Annotated in this window: 20 protein-coding genes and 1 tRNA gene; 11 read left to right on the top strand and 10 right to left on the bottom strand. The window is 70.1% G+C overall.

Features of this window, described 5'->3' with window-relative positions:
- Positions 1 to 5: 5 nt before the first annotated feature.
- Positions 6 to 857, bottom strand: a complete 852-nt coding sequence (locus AB0B39_RS01240; RefSeq protein ID WP_357573190.1) for a MurR/RpiR family transcriptional regulator — start codon at positions 855 to 857, stop codon at positions 6 to 8.
- 327 nt (positions 858 to 1,184) lie between these two features.
- On the opposite strand from AB0B39_RS01240, the gene AB0B39_RS01235 reads away from it, so the two are divergent.
- The 3 genes from AB0B39_RS01235 (at position 1,185) to AB0B39_RS01225 (ending at position 6,190) form a co-directional block, all read left to right on the top strand.
- Positions 1,185 to 3,152, top strand: coding sequence for a trypsin-like peptidase domain-containing protein (locus AB0B39_RS01235; RefSeq protein WP_357573189.1), 1,968 nt, complete (start codon positions 1,185 to 1,187; stop codon positions 3,150 to 3,152).
- On the top strand, positions 3,152 to 4,960 hold the full coding sequence (locus AB0B39_RS01230; protein ID WP_357573188.1) for a hypothetical protein: 1,809 nt from the start codon (positions 3,152 to 3,154) through the stop codon (positions 4,958 to 4,960). The genes AB0B39_RS01235 and AB0B39_RS01230 overlap by 1 nt, the downstream gene beginning before the upstream one ends.
- A gap of 300 nt (positions 4,961 to 5,260) precedes the next feature.
- Positions 5,261 to 6,190: a glycosyltransferase gene (locus AB0B39_RS01225; RefSeq protein WP_357494027.1), complete on the top strand. Its 930-nt coding sequence runs from the start codon at positions 5,261 to 5,263 to the stop codon at positions 6,188 to 6,190.
- Positions 6,191 to 6,243: 53 nt separating this feature from the next.
- Here the strand turns inward: AB0B39_RS01225 and AB0B39_RS01220 are convergent, their stop codons facing one another.
- From AB0B39_RS01220 to AB0B39_RS01200, 5 genes are read right to left on the bottom strand one after another with little or no spacing between them, the layout of a single operon-like run.
- Positions 6,244 to 6,954, bottom strand: coding sequence for a nucleotidyltransferase family protein (locus AB0B39_RS01220; protein ID WP_357494029.1), 711 nt, complete (start codon positions 6,952 to 6,954; stop codon positions 6,244 to 6,246).
- The gene (locus tag AB0B39_RS01215) at positions 6,951 to 7,991 is read right to left on the bottom strand and encodes a GDP-mannose 4,6-dehydratase (protein WP_357494031.1); all 1,041 of its coding nucleotides are present in this window, start codon (positions 7,989 to 7,991) and stop codon (positions 6,951 to 6,953) included. The genes AB0B39_RS01220 and AB0B39_RS01215 overlap by 4 nt, the downstream gene beginning before the upstream one ends.
- Complete coding sequence (locus AB0B39_RS01210; RefSeq protein WP_357494033.1) at positions 7,984 to 8,931, bottom strand: NAD-dependent epimerase/dehydratase family protein; 948 nt, start codon at positions 8,929 to 8,931, stop codon at positions 7,984 to 7,986. The genes AB0B39_RS01215 and AB0B39_RS01210 overlap by 8 nt, the downstream gene beginning before the upstream one ends.
- Positions 8,928 to 9,959: a glycosyltransferase gene (locus AB0B39_RS01205; protein ID WP_357573187.1), complete on the bottom strand. Its 1,032-nt coding sequence runs from the start codon at positions 9,957 to 9,959 to the stop codon at positions 8,928 to 8,930. The genes AB0B39_RS01210 and AB0B39_RS01205 overlap by 4 nt, the downstream gene beginning before the upstream one ends.
- Positions 9,960 to 9,991: 32 nt before the next feature.
- The gene (locus AB0B39_RS01200; RefSeq protein ID WP_357573186.1) at positions 9,992 to 11,587 is read right to left on the bottom strand and encodes a lipopolysaccharide biosynthesis protein; all 1,596 of its coding nucleotides are present in this window, start codon (positions 11,585 to 11,587) and stop codon (positions 9,992 to 9,994) included.
- Positions 11,588 to 11,791: 204 nt separating this feature from the next.
- Here AB0B39_RS01200 and AB0B39_RS01195 point away from each other — a divergent pair, with 204 nt between their 5' ends.
- Together AB0B39_RS01195 and AB0B39_RS01190 are read left to right on the top strand one after the other, a co-directional pair.
- Positions 11,792 to 12,961 carry an endo-1,4-beta-xylanase gene (locus AB0B39_RS01195; RefSeq protein ID WP_357494039.1) on the top strand — a complete coding sequence of 390 codons (1,170 nt, stop codon included), beginning with the start codon at positions 11,792 to 11,794 and terminating at the stop codon, positions 12,959 to 12,961.
- Positions 12,962 to 13,158: 197 nt separating this feature from the next.
- A complete protein-coding gene (locus AB0B39_RS01190; protein ID WP_234581560.1) occupies positions 13,159 to 14,613 on the top strand; it encodes a sugar transferase in 1,455 nt (484 codons plus the stop codon).
- 71 nt (positions 14,614 to 14,684) lie between these two features.
- Here the strand turns inward: AB0B39_RS01190 and AB0B39_RS01185 are convergent, their stop codons facing one another.
- Positions 14,685 to 15,764 (bottom strand): LCP family protein, encoded by a 1,080-nt coding sequence (locus AB0B39_RS01185; protein ID WP_234581448.1) that lies wholly within the window; start codon positions 15,762 to 15,764, stop codon positions 14,685 to 14,687.
- Between the two features lie 146 nt (positions 15,765 to 15,910).
- Between AB0B39_RS01185 and AB0B39_RS01180 the strand changes: the two genes are divergently transcribed.
- Both AB0B39_RS01180 and AB0B39_RS01175 read left to right on the top strand, forming a co-directional pair.
- Entirely contained in the window at positions 15,911 to 16,729 is an 819-nt protein-coding gene (locus AB0B39_RS01180) for an MOSC N-terminal beta barrel domain-containing protein (protein ID WP_357573185.1), read from the top strand.
- Between the two features lie 124 nt (positions 16,730 to 16,853).
- Complete coding sequence (locus AB0B39_RS01175) at positions 16,854 to 17,903, top strand: expansin EXLX1 family cellulose-binding protein (RefSeq protein ID WP_357573184.1); 1,050 nt, start codon at positions 16,854 to 16,856, stop codon at positions 17,901 to 17,903.
- A gap of 22 nt (positions 17,904 to 17,925) precedes the next feature.
- Here AB0B39_RS01175 and AB0B39_RS01170 read toward each other — a convergent pair whose 3' ends face one another.
- The 3 genes from AB0B39_RS01170 to bcp all read right to left on the bottom strand — a co-directional run bounded on the left by AB0B39_RS01170 (position 17,926) and on the right by bcp (position 19,215).
- A complete protein-coding gene (locus tag AB0B39_RS01170; RefSeq protein ID WP_357494047.1) occupies positions 17,926 to 18,453 on the bottom strand; it encodes a GNAT family N-acetyltransferase in 528 nt (175 codons plus the stop codon).
- Positions 18,454 to 18,546: 93 nt separating this feature from the next.
- A tRNA-Leu gene (locus tag AB0B39_RS01165) sits at positions 18,547 to 18,629 on the bottom strand.
- Positions 18,630 to 18,738: 109 nt separating this feature from the next.
- Positions 18,739 to 19,215 (bottom strand): thioredoxin-dependent thiol peroxidase, encoded by a 477-nt coding sequence (bcp, locus tag AB0B39_RS01160; protein WP_234581438.1) that lies wholly within the window; start codon positions 19,213 to 19,215, stop codon positions 18,739 to 18,741.
- Positions 19,216 to 19,498: 283 nt separating this feature from the next.
- On the opposite strand from bcp, the gene AB0B39_RS01155 reads away from it, so the two are divergent.
- The 4 genes from AB0B39_RS01155 to AB0B39_RS01140 are packed head-to-tail and all read left to right on the top strand — an operon-like array spanning position 19,499 to position 22,202.
- Positions 19,499 to 20,215, top strand: a complete 717-nt coding sequence (locus AB0B39_RS01155) for an energy-coupling factor ABC transporter permease (protein ID WP_357573183.1) — start codon at positions 19,499 to 19,501, stop codon at positions 20,213 to 20,215.
- Positions 20,212 to 20,661: a PDGLE domain-containing protein gene (locus AB0B39_RS01150; RefSeq protein ID WP_357573182.1), complete on the top strand. Its 450-nt coding sequence runs from the start codon at positions 20,212 to 20,214 to the stop codon at positions 20,659 to 20,661. Before AB0B39_RS01155 ends, AB0B39_RS01150 begins: the two co-directional genes overlap by 4 nt.
- A 15-nt stretch (positions 20,662 to 20,676) precedes the next feature.
- Positions 20,677 to 21,447: a cobalt ECF transporter T component CbiQ gene (cbiQ, locus tag AB0B39_RS01145; RefSeq protein ID WP_357573181.1), complete on the top strand. Its 771-nt coding sequence runs from the start codon at positions 20,677 to 20,679 to the stop codon at positions 21,445 to 21,447.
- Positions 21,444 to 22,202 (top strand): ABC transporter ATP-binding protein, encoded by a 759-nt coding sequence (locus AB0B39_RS01140; RefSeq protein ID WP_357494055.1) that lies wholly within the window; start codon positions 21,444 to 21,446, stop codon positions 22,200 to 22,202. The genes cbiQ and AB0B39_RS01140 overlap by 4 nt, the downstream gene beginning before the upstream one ends.
- Positions 22,203 to 22,226: the final 24 nt, after the last annotated feature.

Raw genomic sequence — 22,226 nt, 5'->3', positions numbered from 1 at the left:
TCCGGTCAACCGAGGAACAACTGTCGGCGGGCCGCGGAGGCTTCGAACGCCTCCAGACGGCGTTGGGTGTCGGCCGGCGCGGCGTCGCAGATCGCCTGCAACAGCACCATGGCCAGGGTCATCGGGGCGGTGTGCAGGTCGAAGACGAGCTGGGCGCCGACGGCGGCCGGCAGCAGCACGTCGGCGTGTTCGGCGGCCGGGCTGACCGGCGAGTCGGTGATCGCCACGACGGTCAGTCCGGCGGCACGCGCGTCGCGCAGCGCGTCCAGGGTCTCGCGGGGGTAGCGGGGCAGCACGAAGGCGAGAACGGCGGACGCCCCGGCCTCGGCGGCCTGCTCCAGGCGGTCGGTGAGCAGGCTGCCGCCGTCGTCGAGCACCCGTACGTCCGGGTGCACCTTGGCGGCGAAGTAGGCGAAGTACGCCGCCAGCGGCGCGGCTGCGCGCAGGCCGAGCACCGGCAGCGGTCGGCTGGCCGCGAGCAGCCGGCCGGTCTCGGCGATCCGATCGGTGTCGGCGAGCTGGCCGGCCAACCGGTCGAGGTTGCCCATCTCGGCGCGTACCGCCTGCTGGAGCTCATTGCCGGCGTCCGTCGGCCCGCCGGGCGTCGTGCTGGTGAGGTCGCGCAGCCGGCGGCGCAGCGACGGATAGCCGTCATGGCCGAGCGCGACGGCGAACCGGGTGACCGACGGCTGGCTGACCCCGGCCAGTTCGGCGACCTCCGCCGCGGAGAGGTACGCCACGGCCGGCGCGTGTTGCACGAGACAGTGCGCGATCCGGCGCTGGGTCGGGGTGAGCCGTACGCCGTCGAACAGGTGGAACACCTGTTCGGCCGACGCCTGGACAGCTCCTTCATTCACTCCGTGACTCTATGCATGAAAACTTTCAGAGGGCAAGCGGCTACGCGGACAGGCTGGATGCCACAGCCGGGGCGGCCATCGATTCGGCAGCGTCGGCGAGCGACATACCCGTGTGGATGGCCAGCCTGGGTGCCGAGCGGATCCCGACGAAAACAGGTGCCCAAGAACCCGGTCCCTGCTGGTTTGCTGGGGAGAGCGAACGTCGTCGGTGTGGGCGAGAGTGCCGTCGGCGAGGGGTCCGGACGAGTGTCGGGCCGACGACCGCCGGGCCGGTGGGCGAGCGCGCTCTCTGTAGTATCCGCACGGCGGTTGAGCAGAGGAGTGCGCATGCAGCCGGTTGGCCCTTACAGGTTCACCCACATGCTGGGCGTCTGCCCTGCCGGGAAGGCATGGGCGGCTATCGACGGGCAGGGCCGATTGGTGACGATCGCCGTGCTGGACGCCGCCGTAGCCGGCACGCCGGGCTGGCGCGAGTCCTTCGCCGCAACGTCCAATGCGTTGGCACAGGCTTCCGGTGGCCAGGCGTTCGCGTACGCCGATTTCTCCGCCACCGAACCGTGGGTGGCGTACCCCGCGGAGGTCGGTCCGGGCGCGGAGCGGTTGTTCCGAGCGCTCGGTCAGGAATACCAGCCGATTCCGGCGGAGGGTGGTGCCACGGCCCCGGTTTCCGGGATACCGCAACAGGTGTCGGGCATTCCCCAGCAGGTCTCGGGGATACCGCAGCAGGTCTCGGGCATTCCCCAGCAGGTGTCTGGTGTCCCGCAGCAGGTATCGGGGCCGCCGCAGCAGGTTTCCGGCGTTCCGCAGTTGACTTCGGGACCGCCGCCGGCGCCGTGGGCGCTGCACGCCGGTCCGTCCGCTGCAGTCCCCGCCCCGACACCCGTGCAACCCGACGCTGACGCGCCGCAATCGCCCGCCGCTGCGCCGGTGGATGCGCCGTCCCATGATCCGTTCTCCGGCTCGATCCGCAGGATCCGGCCGTCGGAGCCGCCGAAGCGGCAGGCCGGGCTCTGGGGCGGACTGGTCGCGCTCGTGCTGGTGGTGGCCGTGGCCAGCGGCGGCCTCGTCTGGATACTCTCCGACGACGAGCCGGCTGGGCCCGGTACGCGACCGACGAGCGGCGTTACCGCGTTTCCGACGGCCGCCGCCGTGGATCCGCCGCTGAAGCCGTGGGCGCAAGCCGCGCCGTACAGCCCGGAGGAGCGCGCCCTGGCGGTCGCCGCGCCGTCGTTGGTCTTCGTCGAGGCGGTGTTCACCGGCTACGTCCGCGACGCCAGCACCAATGCACCGGTCCGGGCCACGCCGATCAGCTTCAGCCGCCGGTGCAGCGCATTCGTGGTCACGCCGGACGGGCATGCCCTCACCAGTAGCGCCTGCGTCAAGCCAACGCAGGACAATGCCCGCCAGATCGCCCTCGACGCCGTGGCCCGGATGCTCGTGCGCGAGAACCAACTGGACGCCGCGCAGGTCGAGACCTATGTGCGTACCAACCTGAGCAAGACCAGGTTCACCGGCATCGACCCCGGGACCGAGCCGGTCACCGAGATTCGTGGTCAGCTCAACACTGCCAAGGGCAATCTGACCACCGACACGGCGATCCCGGCGCAGGTAATCCGGACCCTGCCCAACGAGACCGGGAACACCGCGCTCATCAAGCTTGCGGGGGAAAACCTGCCCGTGGTGGAACTCAATCAGTCGGCGAGCCTCGCGGAAGGCAGTTCGCTGCTGATCCTGGGCTTCACGACCGCTGACACCGACTTCCGCACAGCCTCCTACGGCCCGCAGTCGAAGCTGGTGGACATCACGAGCACCGGCCGGCGGGGCCCGGTGTCCATCTACCGGATCAACCAGGATCTCGGTGCCAGCTCCCATGGCGGCATCGCGCTCGACCCGACCGGCCGGGTCGCTGGCATGATCGACCAGGACCAAGCCCGCCCCGACCGGGCGAATCGGGTGGTGGTGCCGTCGTCGGCCCTGGGCACGCTGCTGGGCGAGGCCGGCGTCGCCAACAGGCTCGGTGATTCCGACAAGCTCTACCGCAGTGCCCTTGACGCCTATTTCGCCGGCGAACACTCGACCGCTATCGCTCAGTTCAGCACCGTCGCGCAGACCTCCCCGGCCAACCTCCTCGCCAAGGCGTACCGGCAGAACGCCGTGGAACGGCAGCAGAACGAAATCGAATCGGGCAACCGGACGACGTGGCCCATGGTGCTGCTCGCCGCCGCCGGCGGTGCGCTGTTTGTCGGTCTGGTCGTCCTCGTGGTGATGCTGGTCCGGCGCCGTAGGAACGTGTGATGACCGGTTCGCTCGACCGAGAAGTGGCGCCGGGGGCCGGCCCGACAGAGCCGTCCTTCCGGCCCATCTCGGCGTTCCTCTCCACCGTCATCGTGGTGGTCGTCGGTGCACTGCTGGTGCACGTGCTTCTCGAGACGTGGGCCCAGGTGCTCACCGGGCCAACGAGCGAGGATCCGCGGGTCAACCTGGATAGCGCCGCGCAGTGGCCCAAGCAGTTGAAGACCGCCCTCTACCTGGGGCTCGCGGCATTGACCGTGGCCAAGGTCGCCACCGACCGCCTGTGGCACCGGTTTCGTACCGGTGCCGACCTCGCCCTGGTGGCGCTGGGGCTGGTGATGGTGCTCGCCGGAGTGGTCAACGACTCCTCCACGTCGCTGATGGGCGAGGCGCTGTTCGTCTACTTCCGCGGCGTCATCGTCTTCTACGCTTTACGCGCTGCCGAGCTGAATCAGACGATGATTCGCCGTCTGTTGCTCGTGGTGGCTGCTGTGGTGGGCGTCAACGTACTGCTCGCACTGGTCCAGATGGTCGTCGGTCGCCCGGCCTACCGTGCCCTAGGCTGGGTGGATCTGACCTGGGCGGATCAGAGCCGCGCGCAGGGTCTGCTGTCCCATCCGAATCACCTCGGTCACGTCCTGGGGCTGACTCTGCTCGGCGTCGTCGCGTGGGTGGCGACCACGACCGAAGTCCGACGGCGTTGGTGGGTGGCGGGTGCCGTCATCGCCGTCGCCATGTCAGCTACCCAGTCCCGGGAAACCCTGCTGGGTGTGTTGATCGGCGCGGCGGTCGTCGCGGTGGTGGTCCGGAGCAACCTCCGACGGATCCTCGCCGTCTGCCTGCTCGTGGTTCTGTGTACGGTCACACAGATCGCCGTCCGCCCGGACAACCGGGCCGAGTGGGAACGCCGCATCGGCAACGCGTTCTCGAGCTTTAACCACCCCGCCGGAAGCGAACCGTCCCGGCCTGCGGCGGCACCCGGTACGACGCCGGGGCCTCCCACCGTCAGGCCCTCGGCCCCTGTCACAGCGAAGCCGTCCACACCGGCCACGGGTAAGGCCAGTGGCCTCAAGGCCTCGGTGAAGCCGTCGTCATCTCCCCGGCCGGGCGGTTCCGCATCTCCCCGGCCGGGCGGTTCCGCGCAGCAGGCCACGTCGCCGAGGGCGGTCACGCCGACGGCCACTCGCTCGCCGGCTCCGGTCCGCGAGATCCGGGTGCTCTACCTCCAGCAGGCAGCGAACATTCTGCCGCGTCAACCCGTTCTCGGCTTCGGTATCGGTCAGTTCGGTGGTGTGGTTGCCGAGAAGAACAATCCCAACTGGCACAAGAACCCGAAACTTGGTCCAGGCGGCTTCAATCGCTACGGCTTCCAGGCCGTTCAGGTCGACTCGTTCTGGCTGCATCTGATCATGGAGGTCGGCGTCCTGGGGTTCGCCACCTACCTGGTGTGGCTGTTCCTCGTTGCCAGACCGCTCCTGTCCCGGCCGCGGCATTTGCATCAAGTGGACCGACGCATACCGCCCACCGTCCTATGGGGAATCGCCGCCCTCGTATTCGCCTGTATCGTCGGCTTCTTCTCGCCCTCGATGGAGGATCCGTTGCTCCCGCCGCTGCTCTGGACGGTCGTCGGGCTCGCGTGGTGGGCCGAGCGCCAGCCTGCGGCTGTCGATCAGGAGCCAGACAGAGAAGGTGTTGCGGCCGCGGGTAGCGGTCGCCCCGCAGGGGCGCAGGAGGCCGAGACTCTCGTCCTCGCCACTGACGAGATCCTGGCTACCGCACGTCAGATGCGTCCTCCGACCGAATCCACCTGAGTCGGTCCGACACGGCCCGCGTGACCCTCCGTCCACTTTCGGTAGTGGTGCGGTGGTGTGAGCATCGTTAGAATCCATCTGCCGCGCACGGCGTCCACATCGGCGTCCATCGGTGTGACGGTCCTCCGGAGCGTCGCCAGGACGGCCAGCAGTGACCATCACGGGGGTTTTGGGCATGGGCGATAGCAGCAGAGTCGACGGCTCGTTCGACGGGCGGGTTCCGACCTGTGTGGACGCCATCCCGGACGGCGGTCGGCGCTCGCCGTGAGCGACAGCGTTTCCGTTCTGAGGGCCGCGCAGGTGACCAACCAGGACGGCCATGCGCCGCCGCGATGCCCGGGGGTGTCCGGCCACGACATTGACGCGCCGACTGTTGGTCCCAACGAGCCCGTGCGCACGGCGGTCGACGCGCCGACGGTCGGCCTCATCGAGCCAGTACGACGGATCACCCCGGCAATCTCTGTGTGCATCGCCGTGCGCGACCGCCCGGAGCTGCTGGTCACGTCGATCCGCAGTGTCCTCGGTGGCACCTTCGACGACTTCGAGGTCGTCGTGGTCGATGACGGCTCCACCGTCCCTTCCCAGGAGTGCCTGGCAGCCGCCGGTCTTCTGGCCGACCAACGCATTCGGCTCGTCCGTCAGAAACCCTCGGGCATCAGTGCGGCCCGCAACACGGCGCTGCGCGTCGCCCGCGGTCGGTACATCACCGTCCTCGACTCCGACGACGAGCTCACCGAAGACGGTCTGAGCCACATCCAGGACTTCCTGATAGCGACCGGCGCCGTATGGATCTACACCGACTATCGGGAACTGGCCGGCGGTTCCGTCCGGCAGATCCGCCTTCCGTCCTATCCGACGGCACGCCGCATGCTCTGGTCGGTCCTGGCTCGCCCCCGGCTGCCGTTCAAGCACTCCGGCATGTCCATCGATCGGGAGCTGCTGATCCGGTTGGGCGGATACGACGAGAAACTGCCCATCAAGGTGGATGTCGAACTCGTCCTGCGGGCACTCGCCAGCGGCGTTCATCTGACTCATCTCGGGCATCCGGTCGTCCGGTTCCATCGGCACGTCGGGAGTATCAGCCGGCATCGGCTCGCCGGGCTCGCCGTCTGGTTCCAGCTGATCAGCCGGTACACCCGACCCCGCGTGCCGGGTCTGGCGCTGGGCATCAAGATGCTCCGCGCAGCCAGCGAGATCGGCAAGTTGCTGGTCGCCGCGCTCGGGCGGTGAGCCGCCGTCAGCAGCCCGGCCGCCCCTGCGGTGGCCGGGCTGACTCGGCAACGTCAGCTGGGAGGCAGAAACACCGCGGGGTTCTCGGTGAACATCTTGTTCGCCAGGTTGTAGTCGTCCAACCGGCCGATGTCCAGCCAGAACCCGTCATGCCGCCAGCTGGCGACCCGGCCGGTCCTGGCCAGCAGGTCGAGAACGAGTTGCGGCATGTCGTACGCGCCCACGGGAATCTGTTCGAGCGCCTTCGGTGACATCGCGTAGGCACCCATGGAGACGTCCAGGTTCAGCGTCGGCTTCTCGTCGTAGCCGACCACGTCACCAGACTCGTCGATCTTCAGGATGCCCAGCTCGATCTTCTCTGACCGGGTGTACACGCTGACCGTCACGGGGGCGCCGCTGCCGCGGTGATGCGCCATCAGGGCGTCGAAGTTCAGGTCGGTGAGCAGGTCGCCGTTCATCACGAGAAAATCGTCGAGCAGGGACCCCGCGAGCTGGCGCAGCGGCCCTGCCGTGCCCAGTGGCCGCTCCTCACGGAGGTAGTCGATACGCAGGCCGAGCTTGCTGCCGTCCTCGAAGTACCCCTCAAGCAGGTAGGCCAGGTGACCGGTCAGCAGCGTCACGTCCGTGACGCCGTGTGCCTTGAGCTGGCGGAGCAGAATCTCCAGGATCGGGATGTCGCCGACCGGCATCAGGGGCTTGGGGAAGCTGGTGGTGAAGGGACGCAACCGGGTGCCGCGCCCACCAGCGAGAATGATCGCCCTCATACCGCGTACCGGTCCACGTCGAATCGGTCCAGGTGCGTGCGTACATAGTCGACGACTTGGGCGAGACCGTCACGCAGCGACACCGTGGGTTCCCAGCCGCAGCGTTCCCGCACCCGGTCGATGCCGGCGATCAGCTCGAACACCTCGCTCTGGGCAGGTCGGAGCCGCTGGCTGTCCTCGACGATGTCGACGTTCGGCCGCCCGGCCACCTCCGCGATGAGGCGGGCGAGATCACCGATCGTGATACCCCGGCCGTTGCCGATGTTGGTGACCCGTCCCACGCAGTCGTCCGCACCCGCCACGGCCAGGAAGCCGTCCGCAGTGTCGGTGACGAATGTCAGATCTCGCACCGGCCTCAGATCGCCCAGGGCGATCTTCTCTCGACCAGCCACGACCTGCGCGGCCACGGTGGGAATCACCGCGCGTGCGCTCTGGCGGGGGCCATACGTGTTGAACGGGCGGATTACGGCCACTGGCAGACCGAACGACCGGTGGAACGACTCTGCCACCGCGTCGGCGCCGATCTTCGACGCCGAGTACGGCGACTGGGGCTGGAGGGGGTGCTCCTCGTCGATCGGTGTGTAACGAGCCGTTCCATACGTCTCGGAGGTGGATGTGTGCACCAGCCGCCGTACCCCGAGATCCCGTGCCGCCTCCAGCACGTTCAACGTGCCGCCGACGTTGGTCGCCAGGTACGACGCCGGGGCGACGTAGCTGTAGGGAATCGCAATCAGCGCGGCCAGGTGGAAGACCGTGTCGCAGCCGGCGATCGCGCGACGGACCGCGAAGGGATCGGTGATGTCGGAGTGCACCACCTCCATCGACCCGCGTACCTCCGGATCGACGTCACCGAGCATGCCGAGATCCGACCTGCCGGTGTACCGGACCATGGCGCGTACGTCTGCGCCGGCCCGGACCAACCTCTCGGTCAGGTGGGAGCCGATGAACCCGCCGGCACCGGTGACCAGGACACGGCGCCCCGTCCAAGCCCGATCGGTCGACAACGCGGTCATCCCGTGCCTCTCCTTGTCAGTCATCGGCCGACTCCGGCCGGGTGGCCAGTTCTGTCAGTAGGTCACGAAGGCTCTCCCGCAACGGCGTCTCAATCTTCCAGTGGGTCTCGACCGCGAGCCTGTCCGCGGAGCCCACCTGACAACGGATGTCGCTCTGCCCGGCGGTCACGTCGACGACCGACCAGTCCAGCCCGGCCACGTCCAGCAGAATCTCCAGGACCCGTCGCACCGTGACACCGGAACCCGAGCAGACATTGTAGATTCCGCCCGGTGTTCCCAGCTCCGCCAACTCGACGTAGGCCCGCGCGACATCCCGGACGTCCGTAAAGTCACGCACCGCGTCTAGGTCGGAGACCCGGACCCGCTCGGCGCGACCGGCTGCCACCTCGACCACCCTTCGAGCGAGCGCACCGGTCACGGTGAAGCTGTCCTCGCCGGGACCGACATGGTTGAAGGAGCGGGCAGCGAGCACCGCTATCCGCCCGTCAGCGCCGAGCGCGAGGGCCAGGGACTCGGCGGCAGCCTTGGCGTGGCCGTATGCGCCAACGGGGCGGGGCAACGTCTGCTCGGTCACCGGATTCAGCTCCGGCGGCACGGCCCCGTACTGTGCGGAGGACCCGGCGAGGACGAGACGTACCGGGGCGCCCGACCGGGTGTCGACGCGTCGCAGTTCCTGGCAGAGGTTGTAGGTGGTCTGCACGGCATCGGCCACCACGTCGGCCCCGTCGGCGCCGCGCTGGGGGAGGGTGGCGGCCAGGTGGAACACGACGTCGGGCCGCACCGCCTGAAGTGCCGCCTGCACCTTCCTCGGGTCGCGCAGGTCCACTTGGTGGTAGGTCTCGCCCGGCCCCGCCGGCCGCGGCTGGCGACCCAGCCCGACGACCCGCTGGCCATCAGCGACGAGTAGGCGGCGCAGGTGGGTACCGACCCAACCGCAGGAACCGGTGACGAGCGCGGTGCTCACGAGTCGAGCACCGACCGGTAGATCTCGGCGATCCGCTGCGCGACGAGGCGCTCGTCCAGCCAGCTGCTGCGTTCCCGCCCATCAGCCCGTGCCCCGTGGTCCAACACCTGGCGCACCTGGTTGGCCAGCTCGGTCACCAGATGGTCGCGAGCAGGACCGGTCACCGGGCCTGCCGGGAAGGGCACGACCGCTCCCGGTCGGACGTCGGCCAGCACCTCGACGACATCTCCGACGTCAACGGAGACGACCGGCAGGCCCATCGCCGTGGCCTCCTTGACCACCGTGGGGGAGCCCTCGCTGCCGGGCCGTGAGGTGAACAGAAGGACGTCGGCCGCGTCGTACTTACGGACCAACTCCGCCTCGGGCTGGCCCGGCGCGGACAGGATCAGCTCCTGCACGGAGGGATCCGCACGTCGCAGTTCGGCCAGCGCGTCACGGAAGACGTCGTACCCCTTCACGGGCCGGCCTGGGTCGGCGCCGAAGAGCATCACCCTGGCGGTGGGTGAGATGCCCAGCGCGCGCCGGGCGGCGAGCCGGTCACCCGGTCGGAAAAGCTGGAAGTCGACCCCGTTCGCCACCACGTGACCGGCGGGATCGCCGGCCGTCTCGGCGAGCCGGCGGGACACGTAGATCCGAGCCCGAGTGCCACCCCAGCCGAACTTCGTGACGAGCCGCTGGCGTGGCGCGTTGACGTCACTGCCGTAGAGAGAGAGCACCCGCGCGGGGTGACCGGCGAGCCGGGCGGCGGGAGCCGTCATTCCGTAGTGCACGTGGACGATGTCGTAGCCGCCCGTTCTCGCACGCCGACGAATCCGCGGCGCCGCAGTGAGATAGTCCCGTTTGCCGCGGGACTGCGCGACCACCTCGACGTCGACGTGATGGCCCAACGCCCGCAGCGCAGACACCTGCCGCTGCACGAAGATTCCCCGGTAGCTGCCCTGCTCCGGCCACAGATTGGTCACCGCCAGGATCCGCAGGCTACGTATCTTGGCGGGGGACGGGGACAACTGCTTGTGAGTCTCGTTCACGTTGTTCTCTCTCGTGGTCCGCACGGGTTGTCTCAGGCAGGAGTTTCGGCTGACGGGTACCCGGATCCGCGGTGGGCCCGGACGAGGCCGAGGAGCTTGCGGAAGTCCCCGTTCAGCACCAGCACGGTCACCGCGAGCCCGGCGAGGGTCACGGCGGCGGCGGTCCACGACCAGGTCTGCAGGACGTCCAGGCGGGCCACCAACGCGGCAAGCGTGACCACACCGATGCTGCGTGCCAGAGTCGCCGCCCAGGCTAGTCGGTGCAGCCACCAGACCGTGACGACTGGGATGGTCGCGGTGATGGCCGTGCCCACCAGGTAGCCGATGCCGACTCCCGTGGCACCCATCGATCCGGCCGTGGAGACCGCCACACCCAGCCCGACCAGGCAGCCCACCACAGCGGAGATCACCGGAACCCGGGCCTGCGTCAGCGGTCCGCTGGCCAAAGCGTTCACTGACGGCACCTGGAGGGTGCCCAGGAAGGCGGCGCACAGCATGATCCGCAGCACGGGGGCGCCTGCGGTGTATTCGTCACCGCCGAAGACTCCCAGCACGAGCGGGGTAGCCAGCAGGCCGACCACGAAGACCGGGGCCATCGTCACCGCCAGGGCCCGGGTGGACGCGTCCACCTGCCGGCGTACCGCGGTGGTGTCACCCGCTCCCTGCGCCCCGGCCATAGCGGGGAACAACGCCAGCGCAAGGGCGCGGGGCAGGAACCACAGCGGCGCGATCAGCGCGACGGCCGCGACCAGGTAGGCCACCTCGGACGGGTCGGCGAAGTGTCCGGCGAGAAGCTGCGTCGCCTGGAGGAATCCGGCGCTGGCCAGAGTGCCGATGCTGCCCAGGACGGCGAACATGACGACCTGCCGCCGGTCGAAGCGTCCGCCCTCCGGCGCACCCTCGCGTCGACGCTGGGCGCGCAACCGATGCCGGCACAGTCCGACGAAGATGCCGTACCCCAGGCAGAGCGGCAAAAGATAGGCGGTCTCGCCGGTCGCGATGACCACGACGGTGCTCACCACGGCCAGTGCGGAGGTGGCCAGCTCGATGCGGGCGTACTGCGGGACGAGTCCGTGCCCGTACATGGCCGCCTTGTCCACCGTGTAGAGCGAGTAGGTGGCCGTCAGCACCGCGAGCGTCAGTGTGTCCAGCACGCCCAGGTTGTATATCCGCTGGATCACCAGCCCGGTCGCCGCGCCGAGCACCAGGCAGGCCATCAGGCCGAGTCGGGAGAGGAATCGGTGGACCGCCCAAGCCCCGGGCAGGTCGCCTGCGCCGCGATGAAAGGCGACGAACTTGGACAGCCCGCTGGAAACACCGCCCGGCAGCAGCAGGCTGGCGACCATGCTCGCGGCAAGCATGATGCCGACCAGTCCGTAGGTTGCGCGGTCGGTGGCGTGGCTGGTGAGCGAGCCGTGCACGAGCCGGGTCGCGCCCACCGCAACCAGGGCGAGCATCGAGAGCGCCCCGGTCCGGATGATGGCAGAGCCACCGAGGACCGGGGGTGTCGCCAAGGACGCCATGGTGGCGCCGGTCGTGGTGGCGTCGCCAGGGGTCCGGCCGAGCGGTGGGAGCCCGGGGTCCCGCAGCCGGGCCGCGCTGCCGTCGGAGGGGTTGCCGTATGGCACTGTCGGACCGCCGATGTCTCTATGGGTCGCGACGCGACCGAGGTCGAGCGCTGGCTCCGGTCGGCCAGCGCCGTAACGTCAGCGCTGAGGAGTTCCGCCGACAGTAGGGCGGACCCGGTGTACCGAGGGCCGTAGGATCTGTCAGGCGCACCAGTTGGACCTCGTCATGCTGGCGTCGCTACGTCTGTCTGTCGGGGGATGGTAATGGCCGAAGAGGTCCGCACCGGTGCCGCAACCGGCACCACCACCCCGCCTGACCAGGGCTGGCCGGCGAGGGCGCGCGTTCCCGTGCTGTCAGTTGTAGTGCTGGTCCTCGTTGCCTGCGCAGCATACGTGGGCTGGGGTCGTGGCGTGGGGCAAGCCGAGTCGGCAGCCATGCCCTCCTGGGAGGCGTCCCCTACGCCGGGCTTCCCGGCGTTGCGCGACCTGATGCCGGACAACGTCCGGATCGGATCGGCCGTCGACGGGCGCCTGTTGGCCGTCGACCCCCGGTACCGCGCGACGCTCACGAGCCAGTTCAACGCTGTGACCTCGGAGAACGCGATGAAGTGGGGCAACCTCGAACCATCACCGGACGTGTACGACTGGACGATCAGCGACCAGTTGGTCGACTTCGCCCAGGCCAACGGGCAGGCCGTGTACGGTCACACGCTCTTGTGGCACAGCAGTGTCCCGGCCTGGGTGTCCGAGGAGTGGTCGCCCGAGCAGCTGCGGGCGGTGCTCAAGGAGCACATCAGCACCGTGGTAGGCCGGTACCGGGGCAAGATCTGGGCCTGGGACGTCGTGAACGAGGTGCTCGCCGAGGACGGGTCCCTGAGGAACTCGCTGTGGCTTCGCAAGCTGGGCCCCGGTTACATCGCCGACGCGTTCCGCTGGGCGCACGAAGCCGACCCGGATGCCCGACTGTTCATCAACGACTATGGCACCGAGGGCCGCACCCGCAAGGCTAATGGGCTGCTGCGGTTGGTCAGAGAGTTGCGTGCGGGTGGCGCACCGGTGAACGGCGTCGGCTTCCAGAGCCATCTCCGGGTGGGGTCCGCGCCGAACGACCCGACGGGCAACCTGCGCCGCTTCGCCGCCCTGGGCGTCTCCGTGGCCATCACCGAGCTGGACGTGCGGATCCAGTTGCCGGTGTCCACTGAGAAGCTGCTCGATCAGGCTCTGCTTTACCAACACATGCTGAGGGCGTGTCTTGCCGTGTCCACGTGCGAGTCGATCACGTTGTGGGGCTTCACGGACGCCAGTAGCTGGATTGGTTCGCACTATCCCGGGTACGGCGCCGCCTGCGTCTTCGACACGAAGGTCGAACCGAAGCCGGCGCACGACGCCCTCGCGCAGGAACTGCGCTCCCGCAAGTCGGCACAGCCGAGCTGATCTGGCGCGAAACGCACCCGAACGCCACTAGTCAGGACACCTTACCGCCGCATAGGGTGCTCGTCGCGATCCTCCGTCGGGGAAATTGGGAAAGGAAGGTCGTGTCCGCGCACACTCAGTTCCTCACGCCTGTCACGCCACAGCAGGCGCCAAGGTTCGACCCCGACCTGGGGGTGATCACACCCCCCTCCAACGGCATGGCCCGGACCGTGTTCGCGCGTCCGGCGCCGCGGGCCAACTGGCGTCGACGGTACGTGGCCTGGCTGGTGCTGCTCGACGTGCTCGCCGCCCTGGCCGCCAGCCGGACCGTGGTCGCCCTGCTCGACGAGGCCGATGCCGGCTTCTGGGACCAGCGGGTCCTGGGCAACATCAGTTCGTTCACGCTGGTGGCGAACGTCGGGGTGCCGGTGGGGTGGCTGGTCATGCTCGTCGCGGCCGGCGCGTACGACAGGCGGGCGCTCGGGCTGGGCACCGAGGAGCTGAAGAGGGTGGCGCGGGCCAACCTCGCGATGGCCGCCATGGTGTCCTTCCTGGCGCTCGGTTTCAAGAAGGACCTGTCCCGGGCGACGGTCGCCGCCATCATCATCTGCCTGCTGGTGTACACGCTGGTGGCGCGGTTCGCCGCCCGGGTGGTGCTGCGCCGGGTCCGGCGTACCGGGCGGGCGGCACAGAAGGTGCTGCTGGTCGGTCGGCTCTCCGACGCGCTCGCCCTGCACGAGGTGGTGACCCGCAACTACGGTGCCGGGCTGCATCCGATCGCGATCCACCTGCCCCGTCACCCGAGCCCGGGCGCGCGGGTGACGGCCCCGGTGCCGGTGTACGTGGGCTGGGACCTGGTTCCGTTGGTCCAGCAGATCGGCGCGGACACGATAGCGGTCTGCGGCCCCGCCAGCCTGGAGTCGTACGAGCTGCGCAAGCTGGCCTGGCAGTTGGAGGGCACCGGCCTCAACCTCGTAGTGGTTCCGCAGGTCACCGACGTCACCGGTCCCCGCATCCACGTCCGGCCGATCGAGGGTCTGCCACTGCTCAACGTGGACGAGCCGACGATCTCGGGCCTGTCGCTGCTGGCCAAGAACGTGCTCGACCGGGTCACCGCGCTGGTGGGACTTGTCGTCCTGAGCCCGGTGCTGATCGCCATCGCGGTGGCCATCAAGGCCAGCGGTCCGGGGCCGGTGATGTTCCGCCAGACTCGCATCGGCCACGAGGGCCGGGCGTTCAAGGTCTGGAAGTTCCGGACCATGTACATCGACGCCGAGGAGCGGCTGGCGGCCCTGCGCGACCGGAACGAGAGCGACGGGCTGCTCTTCAAGATCAAGGATGATCCTCGGGTCACCCCGATCGGCCGGCACCTGCGGGCGCTCTCACTGGACGAGCTGCCCCAGCTGATCAATGTGCTGCGGGGGCAGATGTCGCTGGTGGGCCCGCGCCCGCTGCCCACCGAGGACGACGACTACCGCGGTGACGTACGACGGCGGCTGCTGGTGCGACCGGGCATCACCGGCCTCTGGCAGATCTCCGGTCGCTCCGACCTGACCTGGGACGACGCGGTCCGGCTGGACCTGCACTACGTGGACAACTGGTCGCTGCTGTACGACCTGGCCATCCTCTGGAAGACCGTCAGCGTCGTGCTGGCCCGCAGGGGCGCGTACTGATCCGTCGCTGCACCTGCCCCTACGGCGACGGGCGGCGGCCTCGCGGCCACCGCCCGTCGTCCGGGCCAGTCCTACTTCTTGCTGCCGAGGCTGACGATCTCGCCCACCGAGTCCCGCCGGACCGCGTCGTAGAACGTCTTCACCCGCGGCTTGTCGGCGAACACGACGCTCTCCGAACCGACCTGACCGGTGCCCTTGGTGGGGCTGGTCAGGAACGTCATGTTGCCGCCCCGGACCCCGCGCAGCTGCGTGGCCATGTCCAGCAGGGACAGGTCCCGGTCCACCGAGACGGAGTTCGAGGTGGCCTTGAGGAAGTCGTTGAGCTTGACGGGGTTGGTGATGATGCCACCGGACGACGCCTTGTCGATGATCGCGCGGATCACCTGCTGCTGGTGACGGATCCGGGCGAAGTCGCCGTCGGCGAACTGCTTGCGCTGACGTGAGTAGTCCAGGGCGGTCTCCCCGTCCATCCGCTGCACACCCTGCTTGAACGTGCGGAACGGCTCGTGGATCGAGGTGAAGCTCTTCTCGGAGTCGATCTCGATGCCGCCCAGCGCGTCGATGATCTCCTTGAAACCGGCGAAGTCGATCACGGCCACATGGTCCACCCGGACCCCGGTGAACGACTCCACGGTCTGCACCATGAGCGGAATCCCACCCCAGGCGTAGGCCGCGTTGACCTTCGCGTCCCGCCCGCCGTGGTTGCCGTCCTTCGACTTGGGCACCGGCACCCAGGTGTCCCGGGGAATCGAGATCAGTTGCGCGCTCGACCGGTCCTTGGGCAGGTGGGCCAGGATGATCGTGTCGGTGCGCGACCCGCTCGTCCGCTCCGGATCACGGGAATCGCTGCCCAGGATCATGATGTTCGTGGCCCCGGTGACGGCCGGCTGGGGGCGGGACTCCTCCGGCACCCCGTCGAAGGCGTCGACCCGTTCGATGTCCGACTCGACCGACCGGAGGTAGAGCCCGCCGGCCACCGCACCACCGGCACCGAGCACCACCAGCACCAGCAGGCTGATCAGGAGGATCCGCCGCCACCGGCGACGCGGCCGCGGACCGCCCGGCGTTGCTCCCTCGGCGGGCTCCAAGGACCCGGCGGCACCGGTGCTCGGTTCCGTCCCGGGCTCCGAGGTCTGTTCACGATGTGGCATGGGCGCGATGCTACTGAAGGCCGTTGCGCGCCGCGTACCCTCGTACAGCCGGCGGATGCTGTCATGTGGACGGTTCCTCGCCCGCCGCCGGTGCGACGTCGACCACCGGTACCCCGGCGACGGCATCGGCATGGCATGGTGGCCGGGTGCGGCTGACCTCGATCCACACGTACCCCGTCAAGGGTTGTCACCGCCTCGACCACGACGGCGCGTTCGTGCAGCCGTGGGGCCTGGCCGGCGACCGACGCTGGATGGTGGTGGACGCCGACGGCGTCGGCGTCACCCAGCGGGAGACCACGCTGCTGGTCGGCCTACGCGCCATGGTGCGCCCGGGCGGCCTGGTGCTGCGCGCGGACGGGCGGCCCGACCTCGACGTGCCGGAGCCGGCCGGCGGCGACCCCGTGGCGGTACGCACCTTCCGCAGCCGGACGATCCGGGTCGAGGCGCTGCCCGCGGGCGCGGCGGCCGACGCCTGGCTCGGCGCGCTGCTCGGCCGGCCCGTCCGGCTGGTCTGGTTGGCCCACCCGGCCCGGCACGTGGCCGCCGGCACGCGCGAACACGACACCGGCGACCAGGTCAGCTTCGCCGACGCCTACCCGCTGCTGCTGACCAACGCCGCCTCCCTCGACGCCCTCAACGGCTGGCTCGCCGACGCGGGAGAGGAACCGGTGCCGATGACCCGGTTCCGGCCCAACCTGGTCGTCGACGGTGCCCCGGCCTGGGCCGAGGACGGCTGGGCCGGCCGGTCGCTGCGCATCGGTGACCTGCGGCTGCGCGCCGCCGGGCCGTGCGACCGCTGCGTGGTCACCACGACCGACCAGGAGACCGGGGTACGCGCGAAGGAACCGCTGCGCACACTCGGCCGCTACCGAAACGTCGGCCAGAAGCTCCTCTTCGGACTGAACGTGGTCCCCGTCGACAGTGGTGAGGTGCGCATCGGCGACCCGGTCGTCGTCGAAGCCTGACGCGGCGGCAGTTCCGGTTCGTGGATCCGCTGCGGGAGCGCATCCGTCACCGTGCGTCGATGCTGTCTTAGCTTTGGCTTAGCCGGCTTGTCCGGTCCCGCGCCGGTCCGGCAGCATCGCCGACGTGACCGACGGAAGCGCTCCCGGCGGCGTCGACAGCAGAGGCGCCGACGTCCGAGGTGTGGACGTCCGAGACGTCGACATCGAACTCGACCTGGACCCTGCTCCGGACGACCTGTCGGCGTCCCCGTCCGGCCCGGTGCCCTGGCTGGTCGCCACCGGCGTCGTCGTGCTCGCGGCGGTGCTCGGGCTCACCCTGGCCCTGCGCTCCGGCTCCGCCCCGGCCTGCGCGGCCGGCCGGACGCTCGCCGCCGCGCCACCCACCGGCACCGCCACCCACAGCGGCAAGGCGACCTTCTACGACTCGAAGGGCACCGGCGGCAACTGCTCGAACCCGGCGGCGCCAGCCAACCGGCTCTACGTCGCGCTCGGCCCCAGCGAGTACGCCGCAGGCGCCGCCTGCGGCGGTTTTCTCGACGTCACCGGCCCGAAGGGCACAGTGCGCGTCCTGATCATGGACCAGTGTCCGGAGTGCGAGCCGGGGCACCTCGACCTGTCCCGCGAAGCGTTCGCCCGGATCGCCGACCCGGTGCAGGGCCTCGTCCAGGTCACCTACCGCGCGGTGGTCAACCCGCCACTGCCCGGCCCGCTGAGCTTCCGGATCAAGGAGGGCGCGTCGCAGTTCTGGTTCGCCGTCCGCGTCGGCAACCACGGCAATCCGCTGCGCTCCGTCGAGGTGCGCCAAGGCGCCGACGGCCCGTGGCGGGCAACCGCCCGGCAGGACTACAACTACTGGCTGCTGGCCTCCGGCGCGGGCCCCGGCCCGTACAGCGTGCGGGTCAGCGACGTGTACGGACACCGGGTCACCGTGTCCGGCATCCGGATGGCGCCCGCTCAGGTGCAGTCCACTGTGGTGCGGATGTACGAGCGCGGCGTCGTGGCCAGGACCTCGCGACCGTCCGCGACGGCCCGCCCACCGACCGGCCGACCCGGCGGTACGCCGACAGCGGCACGCCCACCGGCCGAGGTGGCGAAGGCGAACGCCCCGGCCACCCCGGTCGTCGACCGGCCCTCCACCCGCCCGGCCGGGGCAACCGCCCGCTGGTGCGGCTGACCGGCCTGGTGCGGTTGGCGGCTCAGCCGGTCGGTGTCAGGTCGAGCCACATGAGGATCTCGTCGCGGTCGTCACCCGGCGCCACCCGCAGCGCGCCCGGCAGCCGACCGATCTCCCGGTACCCGAGGCCGCGGTAGAACGCGTCCAGCCCCAACCCGTCGCGCACCGTCACGTGCAGCGCCTCGTGGCCCAACTCCCGGCCCAGTCGCGCGGCCTCGCGCATCAGCGCCGACCCGTGCCCCGCACCCTGGGTGTCCGGGTGGACCATCACCCGCTTCAGCACACACCAGTGCGCCTTGAGGCCGAACCGGTTGTCGGCGAAGATCAGCACCGCGACAAGCCGGTCGCCGTCGTACCCGACCAGCAGCCGGTCCGGCCCGTCCGCGATGCCCGCGAACGTCGGGTCGGCGATCGTACGGACATCGGTGGCGGTGACCGGCGGTACGAAACCCACCGCGCCACCGGCGTTGCTGACGTCCACCCACAGGGCGACGATGTCGGCGCGCAGCCGTGGGGTCAGCTCGGGATCAAGGACGAAGCGCAGACTCACGGCGCCCATCCTGACCCGGCGGCCAGGCTCCCGGCCCGTGATCGTGACGCGGCCGACAGCCAGCTCCCGCGGCACGCGGTGTCCGTTGATCGGTGCGGGAGAGGGGATTCGAACCCCCACATCCTTCCGGATACAGGTTCCTAAGACCTGCGCGTCTGCCGTTCCGCCACTCCCGCGTAATCGCAAAGTCTAGAGCGTCTGGCTTCGACGGTGTTGAGCCCGGCCTCCCTCAGGATGGTGAAGGTCGTGCCGTGACTCACCCCGCGCTTTGAGCGTGCGCCAGGTTCAGTCCAGGCCGAGGTCGCGGCGGAGCTTGGCGACGTGCCCGGTGGCCTTGACGTTGTAGAGCGCCCGTTCGATCTTGCCGTCGGCGTCGATGACGAAGGTCGAGCGGATCACGCCGGTGACGGTCTTGCCGTACAGCTGCTTCTCGCCGTACGCCCCGTACGCGGTGAGCACCGACCTGTCCACGTCCGACACCAGTGCGAAGGTGATGGCGTCGCGGTCGCGGAACTTCGCCAGCTTCTCCGGCTTGTCCGGGGAGATGCCGACCACCTCGTAGCCGGCCGCCTGGAGCGAGGCGAGCGAGTCGCGAAAGTCGCAGGCCTGCTTGGTGCAGCCGGGGGTCATCGCCGCCGGGTAGGCGTACAGGACCACCTTGCGGCCCCGCAGGTCGGCCAGGGAGAGCTGGTCGCCGGTGTCGGTGGGGAGGGTGAACTCGGGCGCGGGGTCACCGGGGGAGAGGCGGTCGGGCGCGGTCATGACCCGACCCTACCGCCGTGCGTACCGGTGCCGGCGTCGGCGGCACGCCCTCCTCTGGCAGGGGCATGAGCAGATCTTGGACAGTTTCCGTCAGCTGCTGACGGAAACTGTCCAAGATCTCGGAGCCGGCCAAAGCGAACGGGAAGCGGCCGGCGCGCGACGTCGGGGCCCGCCAAAGGTGATCAAGACCATCCGTTGTTGCCAGAGTCTGGCAACAACAACTCCTAGGAAATAGGCTGACCCGGCCGGTCCCGGTCGGGTCCGCTGACGCGTGGGAGGTCGCGTGGAAACACTGGCGATGCACATCTCGAACGGGATCATCGACGGCCCTGTCGCGGCGGTCTTCGCGGCCCTGGCGCTCGCCGCGCTCACCGGATGCGTCCTGCGCGGCCGGCGGGACCTGGACGACCGGCTCGCCCCGATGGCCGGCCTGGTCGCGGCGTTCATCTTCGCCGTCCAGATGCTCAACTTTCCGATCTTCACGGCCGGTGTGAGCGGTCACCTGCTCGGTGGCGCGCTCGCCGCGATGCTGGTCGGGCCGTGGGTCGGCGCGCTGTGCGTGGCAGTGGTGCTCGTCGTGCAGGCGCTGATCTTCGGCGACGGCGGTGTGGCGATGCTCGGCCTGAACATCACCAACATGGCGCTGCTCGGCACCGCCGCGGCGTACCTGCTGATCGCCGTGCTGTTGCGGGTGCTGCCCCGCACGCGGGCCGGCCTGGCCGTCACCGCGTTCGTCGCGGCGCTGGTCAGCGTGGTGGTCGCGTCCCAGGGCTTCGTCGTCGAGTACTGGCTGGGCGGCACCACCGACCTGGGCGGCAACCTCGCCGGCCTGGCCGGCACGATGGCCGGCGTACACCTACTGATCGGCATCGGCGAGGGCCTGATCACCGCGACCACCGTGCTCACCGTCGCGAAGGTGCGCCCCGACCTGGTGTACGCGCTGCGCGCGCTGCCCACCCCCGCCACCCCCGCCGTCCCGGTTTCCGGAGGTGTCCGATGAAGAACCGTTCCTGGGCGTTCCTGGCCGGCGGTCTGCTGGTCGCCCTGCTGCTCGCCGGTGTCGTGAGCAACTACGCCTCGTCGCACCCGGACGGGCTGGACTCCTCCCTGCTCAAGGGCTGCACCGTCGACGCCGACGACAACATCGTCGGTGGCAGCTGCCCGGCGCAGCAGGCCCGCGAGCACGAGCTGGGGGACAGCCCGCTCGCCGACTACGGCGTGCGGGGCATCGAGAACAGCTTCGTCTCGACAGGTCTCTCCGGGGTGCTCGGGGTGCTGGTGACCTTCGCGATCGGCGTCGGCGGCTTCTGGCTGCTGCGGCGGCGAGGCACCACGTCCACCACCGGCGACGGCCCGGCCACCCGCGACGCGTCGACCACTACCGACGCGACCGGCGACGCGGTCACCGCCAGTGATGCCGGGCACCGCACCGGCACGGCCGGCTGAGCAGGAGGTACGCGGATGGGTGCCGGTCACGGGCACGTGTTGTACCGCGAGTCGACCTCGCCGGTGCACCGGCTCCCGCCCGAGGTCAAGATCATGGCGATGGTGGTCTTCACGATCGCCGTGGTGGCCACCCCGCGCGAGGCGTTCTGGGCCTTCGGCGCGTACGCCCTGCTGGTGGCCGGGGTGGCGGCGCTGGCCCGGGTCGGGCCGCGCTGGCTGCTCAGTCGCGCGCTGATCGAGCTGCCGTTCGTGCTGTTCGCGGTGGCGCTGCCGTTCCTCGGCGCCGGCGAGCGGGTCGAGGTGCTGGGGCTGCGGCTGTCCGAGGACGGCCTGCACGGGGCGTGGAACATCCTGGCCAAGGGCACTCTCGGTGTCCTCGCCTCGCTGCTGCTCGCGGCGACCACCACCACCCGGGACCTGATCGTCGGGTTGGACCGGCTGCACTGCCCGCAGGTGCTCACCCAGATCGCCACGTTCATGCTGCGCTATCTCGACGTGCTGGTCGGCGAGGCGCGGCGGATGCGGGTGGCGCGGATCTCGCGGGGTGACGACCCCCGCTTCCTGTGGCAGCTGCGCGGCTTCGCCGCCGGCATCGGGGCGCTGTTCCTGCGCGCCTTCGAGCGCGGCGAGCGGGTCTACCTGGCGATGCTGTCGCGGGGCTACACGGGGCGGATGCCCGCGGTGTGGCAGGGCGACGGCGCGGCGACCGCCGGTCAGTGGCTGGTCGCGGCGACCGTGCCGGTGGTGGCGGCCTCCATCGCCGCGACCGCCGTCGTGCTGACATGATCGGTGTCGTGCAGACCGCCCTCTCGCTGGACGTTCGTGGCGTCCGGTACGCGTACCCGGACGGTCACGTGGCCCTGCACGGGGTGGACCTGACGGTGCCGCGCGGTGACCGGGTGGCGCTGCTCGGGCCCAACGGCGCCGGTAAGACGACGCTGGTGCTGCACCTCAACGGCATCCTCACCCCGACCGAGGGCAGCGTGAGCGTCGGTGGGCTGACTGTCACGCCGGACCGGGCGACCCTGGCCGAGGTGCGTCGCCGGGTGGGTATCGTCTTCCAGGACCCGGACGACCAGCTCTTTCTGCCCACGGTGGCGGAGGATGTGGCGTTCGGGCCGGCCAACCTGGGCCTGCGTGGCGCGGAGCTGGCCGCCCGGGTGGACGAGGCGCTGGCCGCCGTCGGGATGAGCGAGCATCGGGCCCGGGCACCGCAGCACCTCTCGTTCGGGCAGCGCCGACGGGTGGCGGTGGCCACCGTGCTGGCCATGCACCCGGAGATCCTGGTGCTTGACGAGCCCTCGTCGAACTTGGACCCGGCGGCCCGGCGTGAGCTGGCCGAGATCCTGCGTGGCCTGCCGGTGACCCTGCTGATGGTCACGCACGACCTGCCGTACGCGGCGGAGCTGTGCGAACGCTCGGTGATCCTGGACGCCGGCCGGATCGTCGCCGACGCACCCACCCACGACCTCCTGAGCAACGAGCCCCTGCTGGCGAGCCACCGCCTGGAACTCCCCTACGGCTTCACCCCACGCCCGTAGCCCCCCTGCCGCCGCTCTCGGCGA

The sequence above is a fragment of the Micromonospora sp. NPDC049114 genome (assembly GCF_040648635.1).
Taxonomy (GTDB): Bacteria; Actinomycetota; Actinomycetes; order Mycobacteriales; family Micromonosporaceae; genus Micromonospora.
This window is presented reverse-complemented; position numbering and strand designations above follow the sequence as displayed.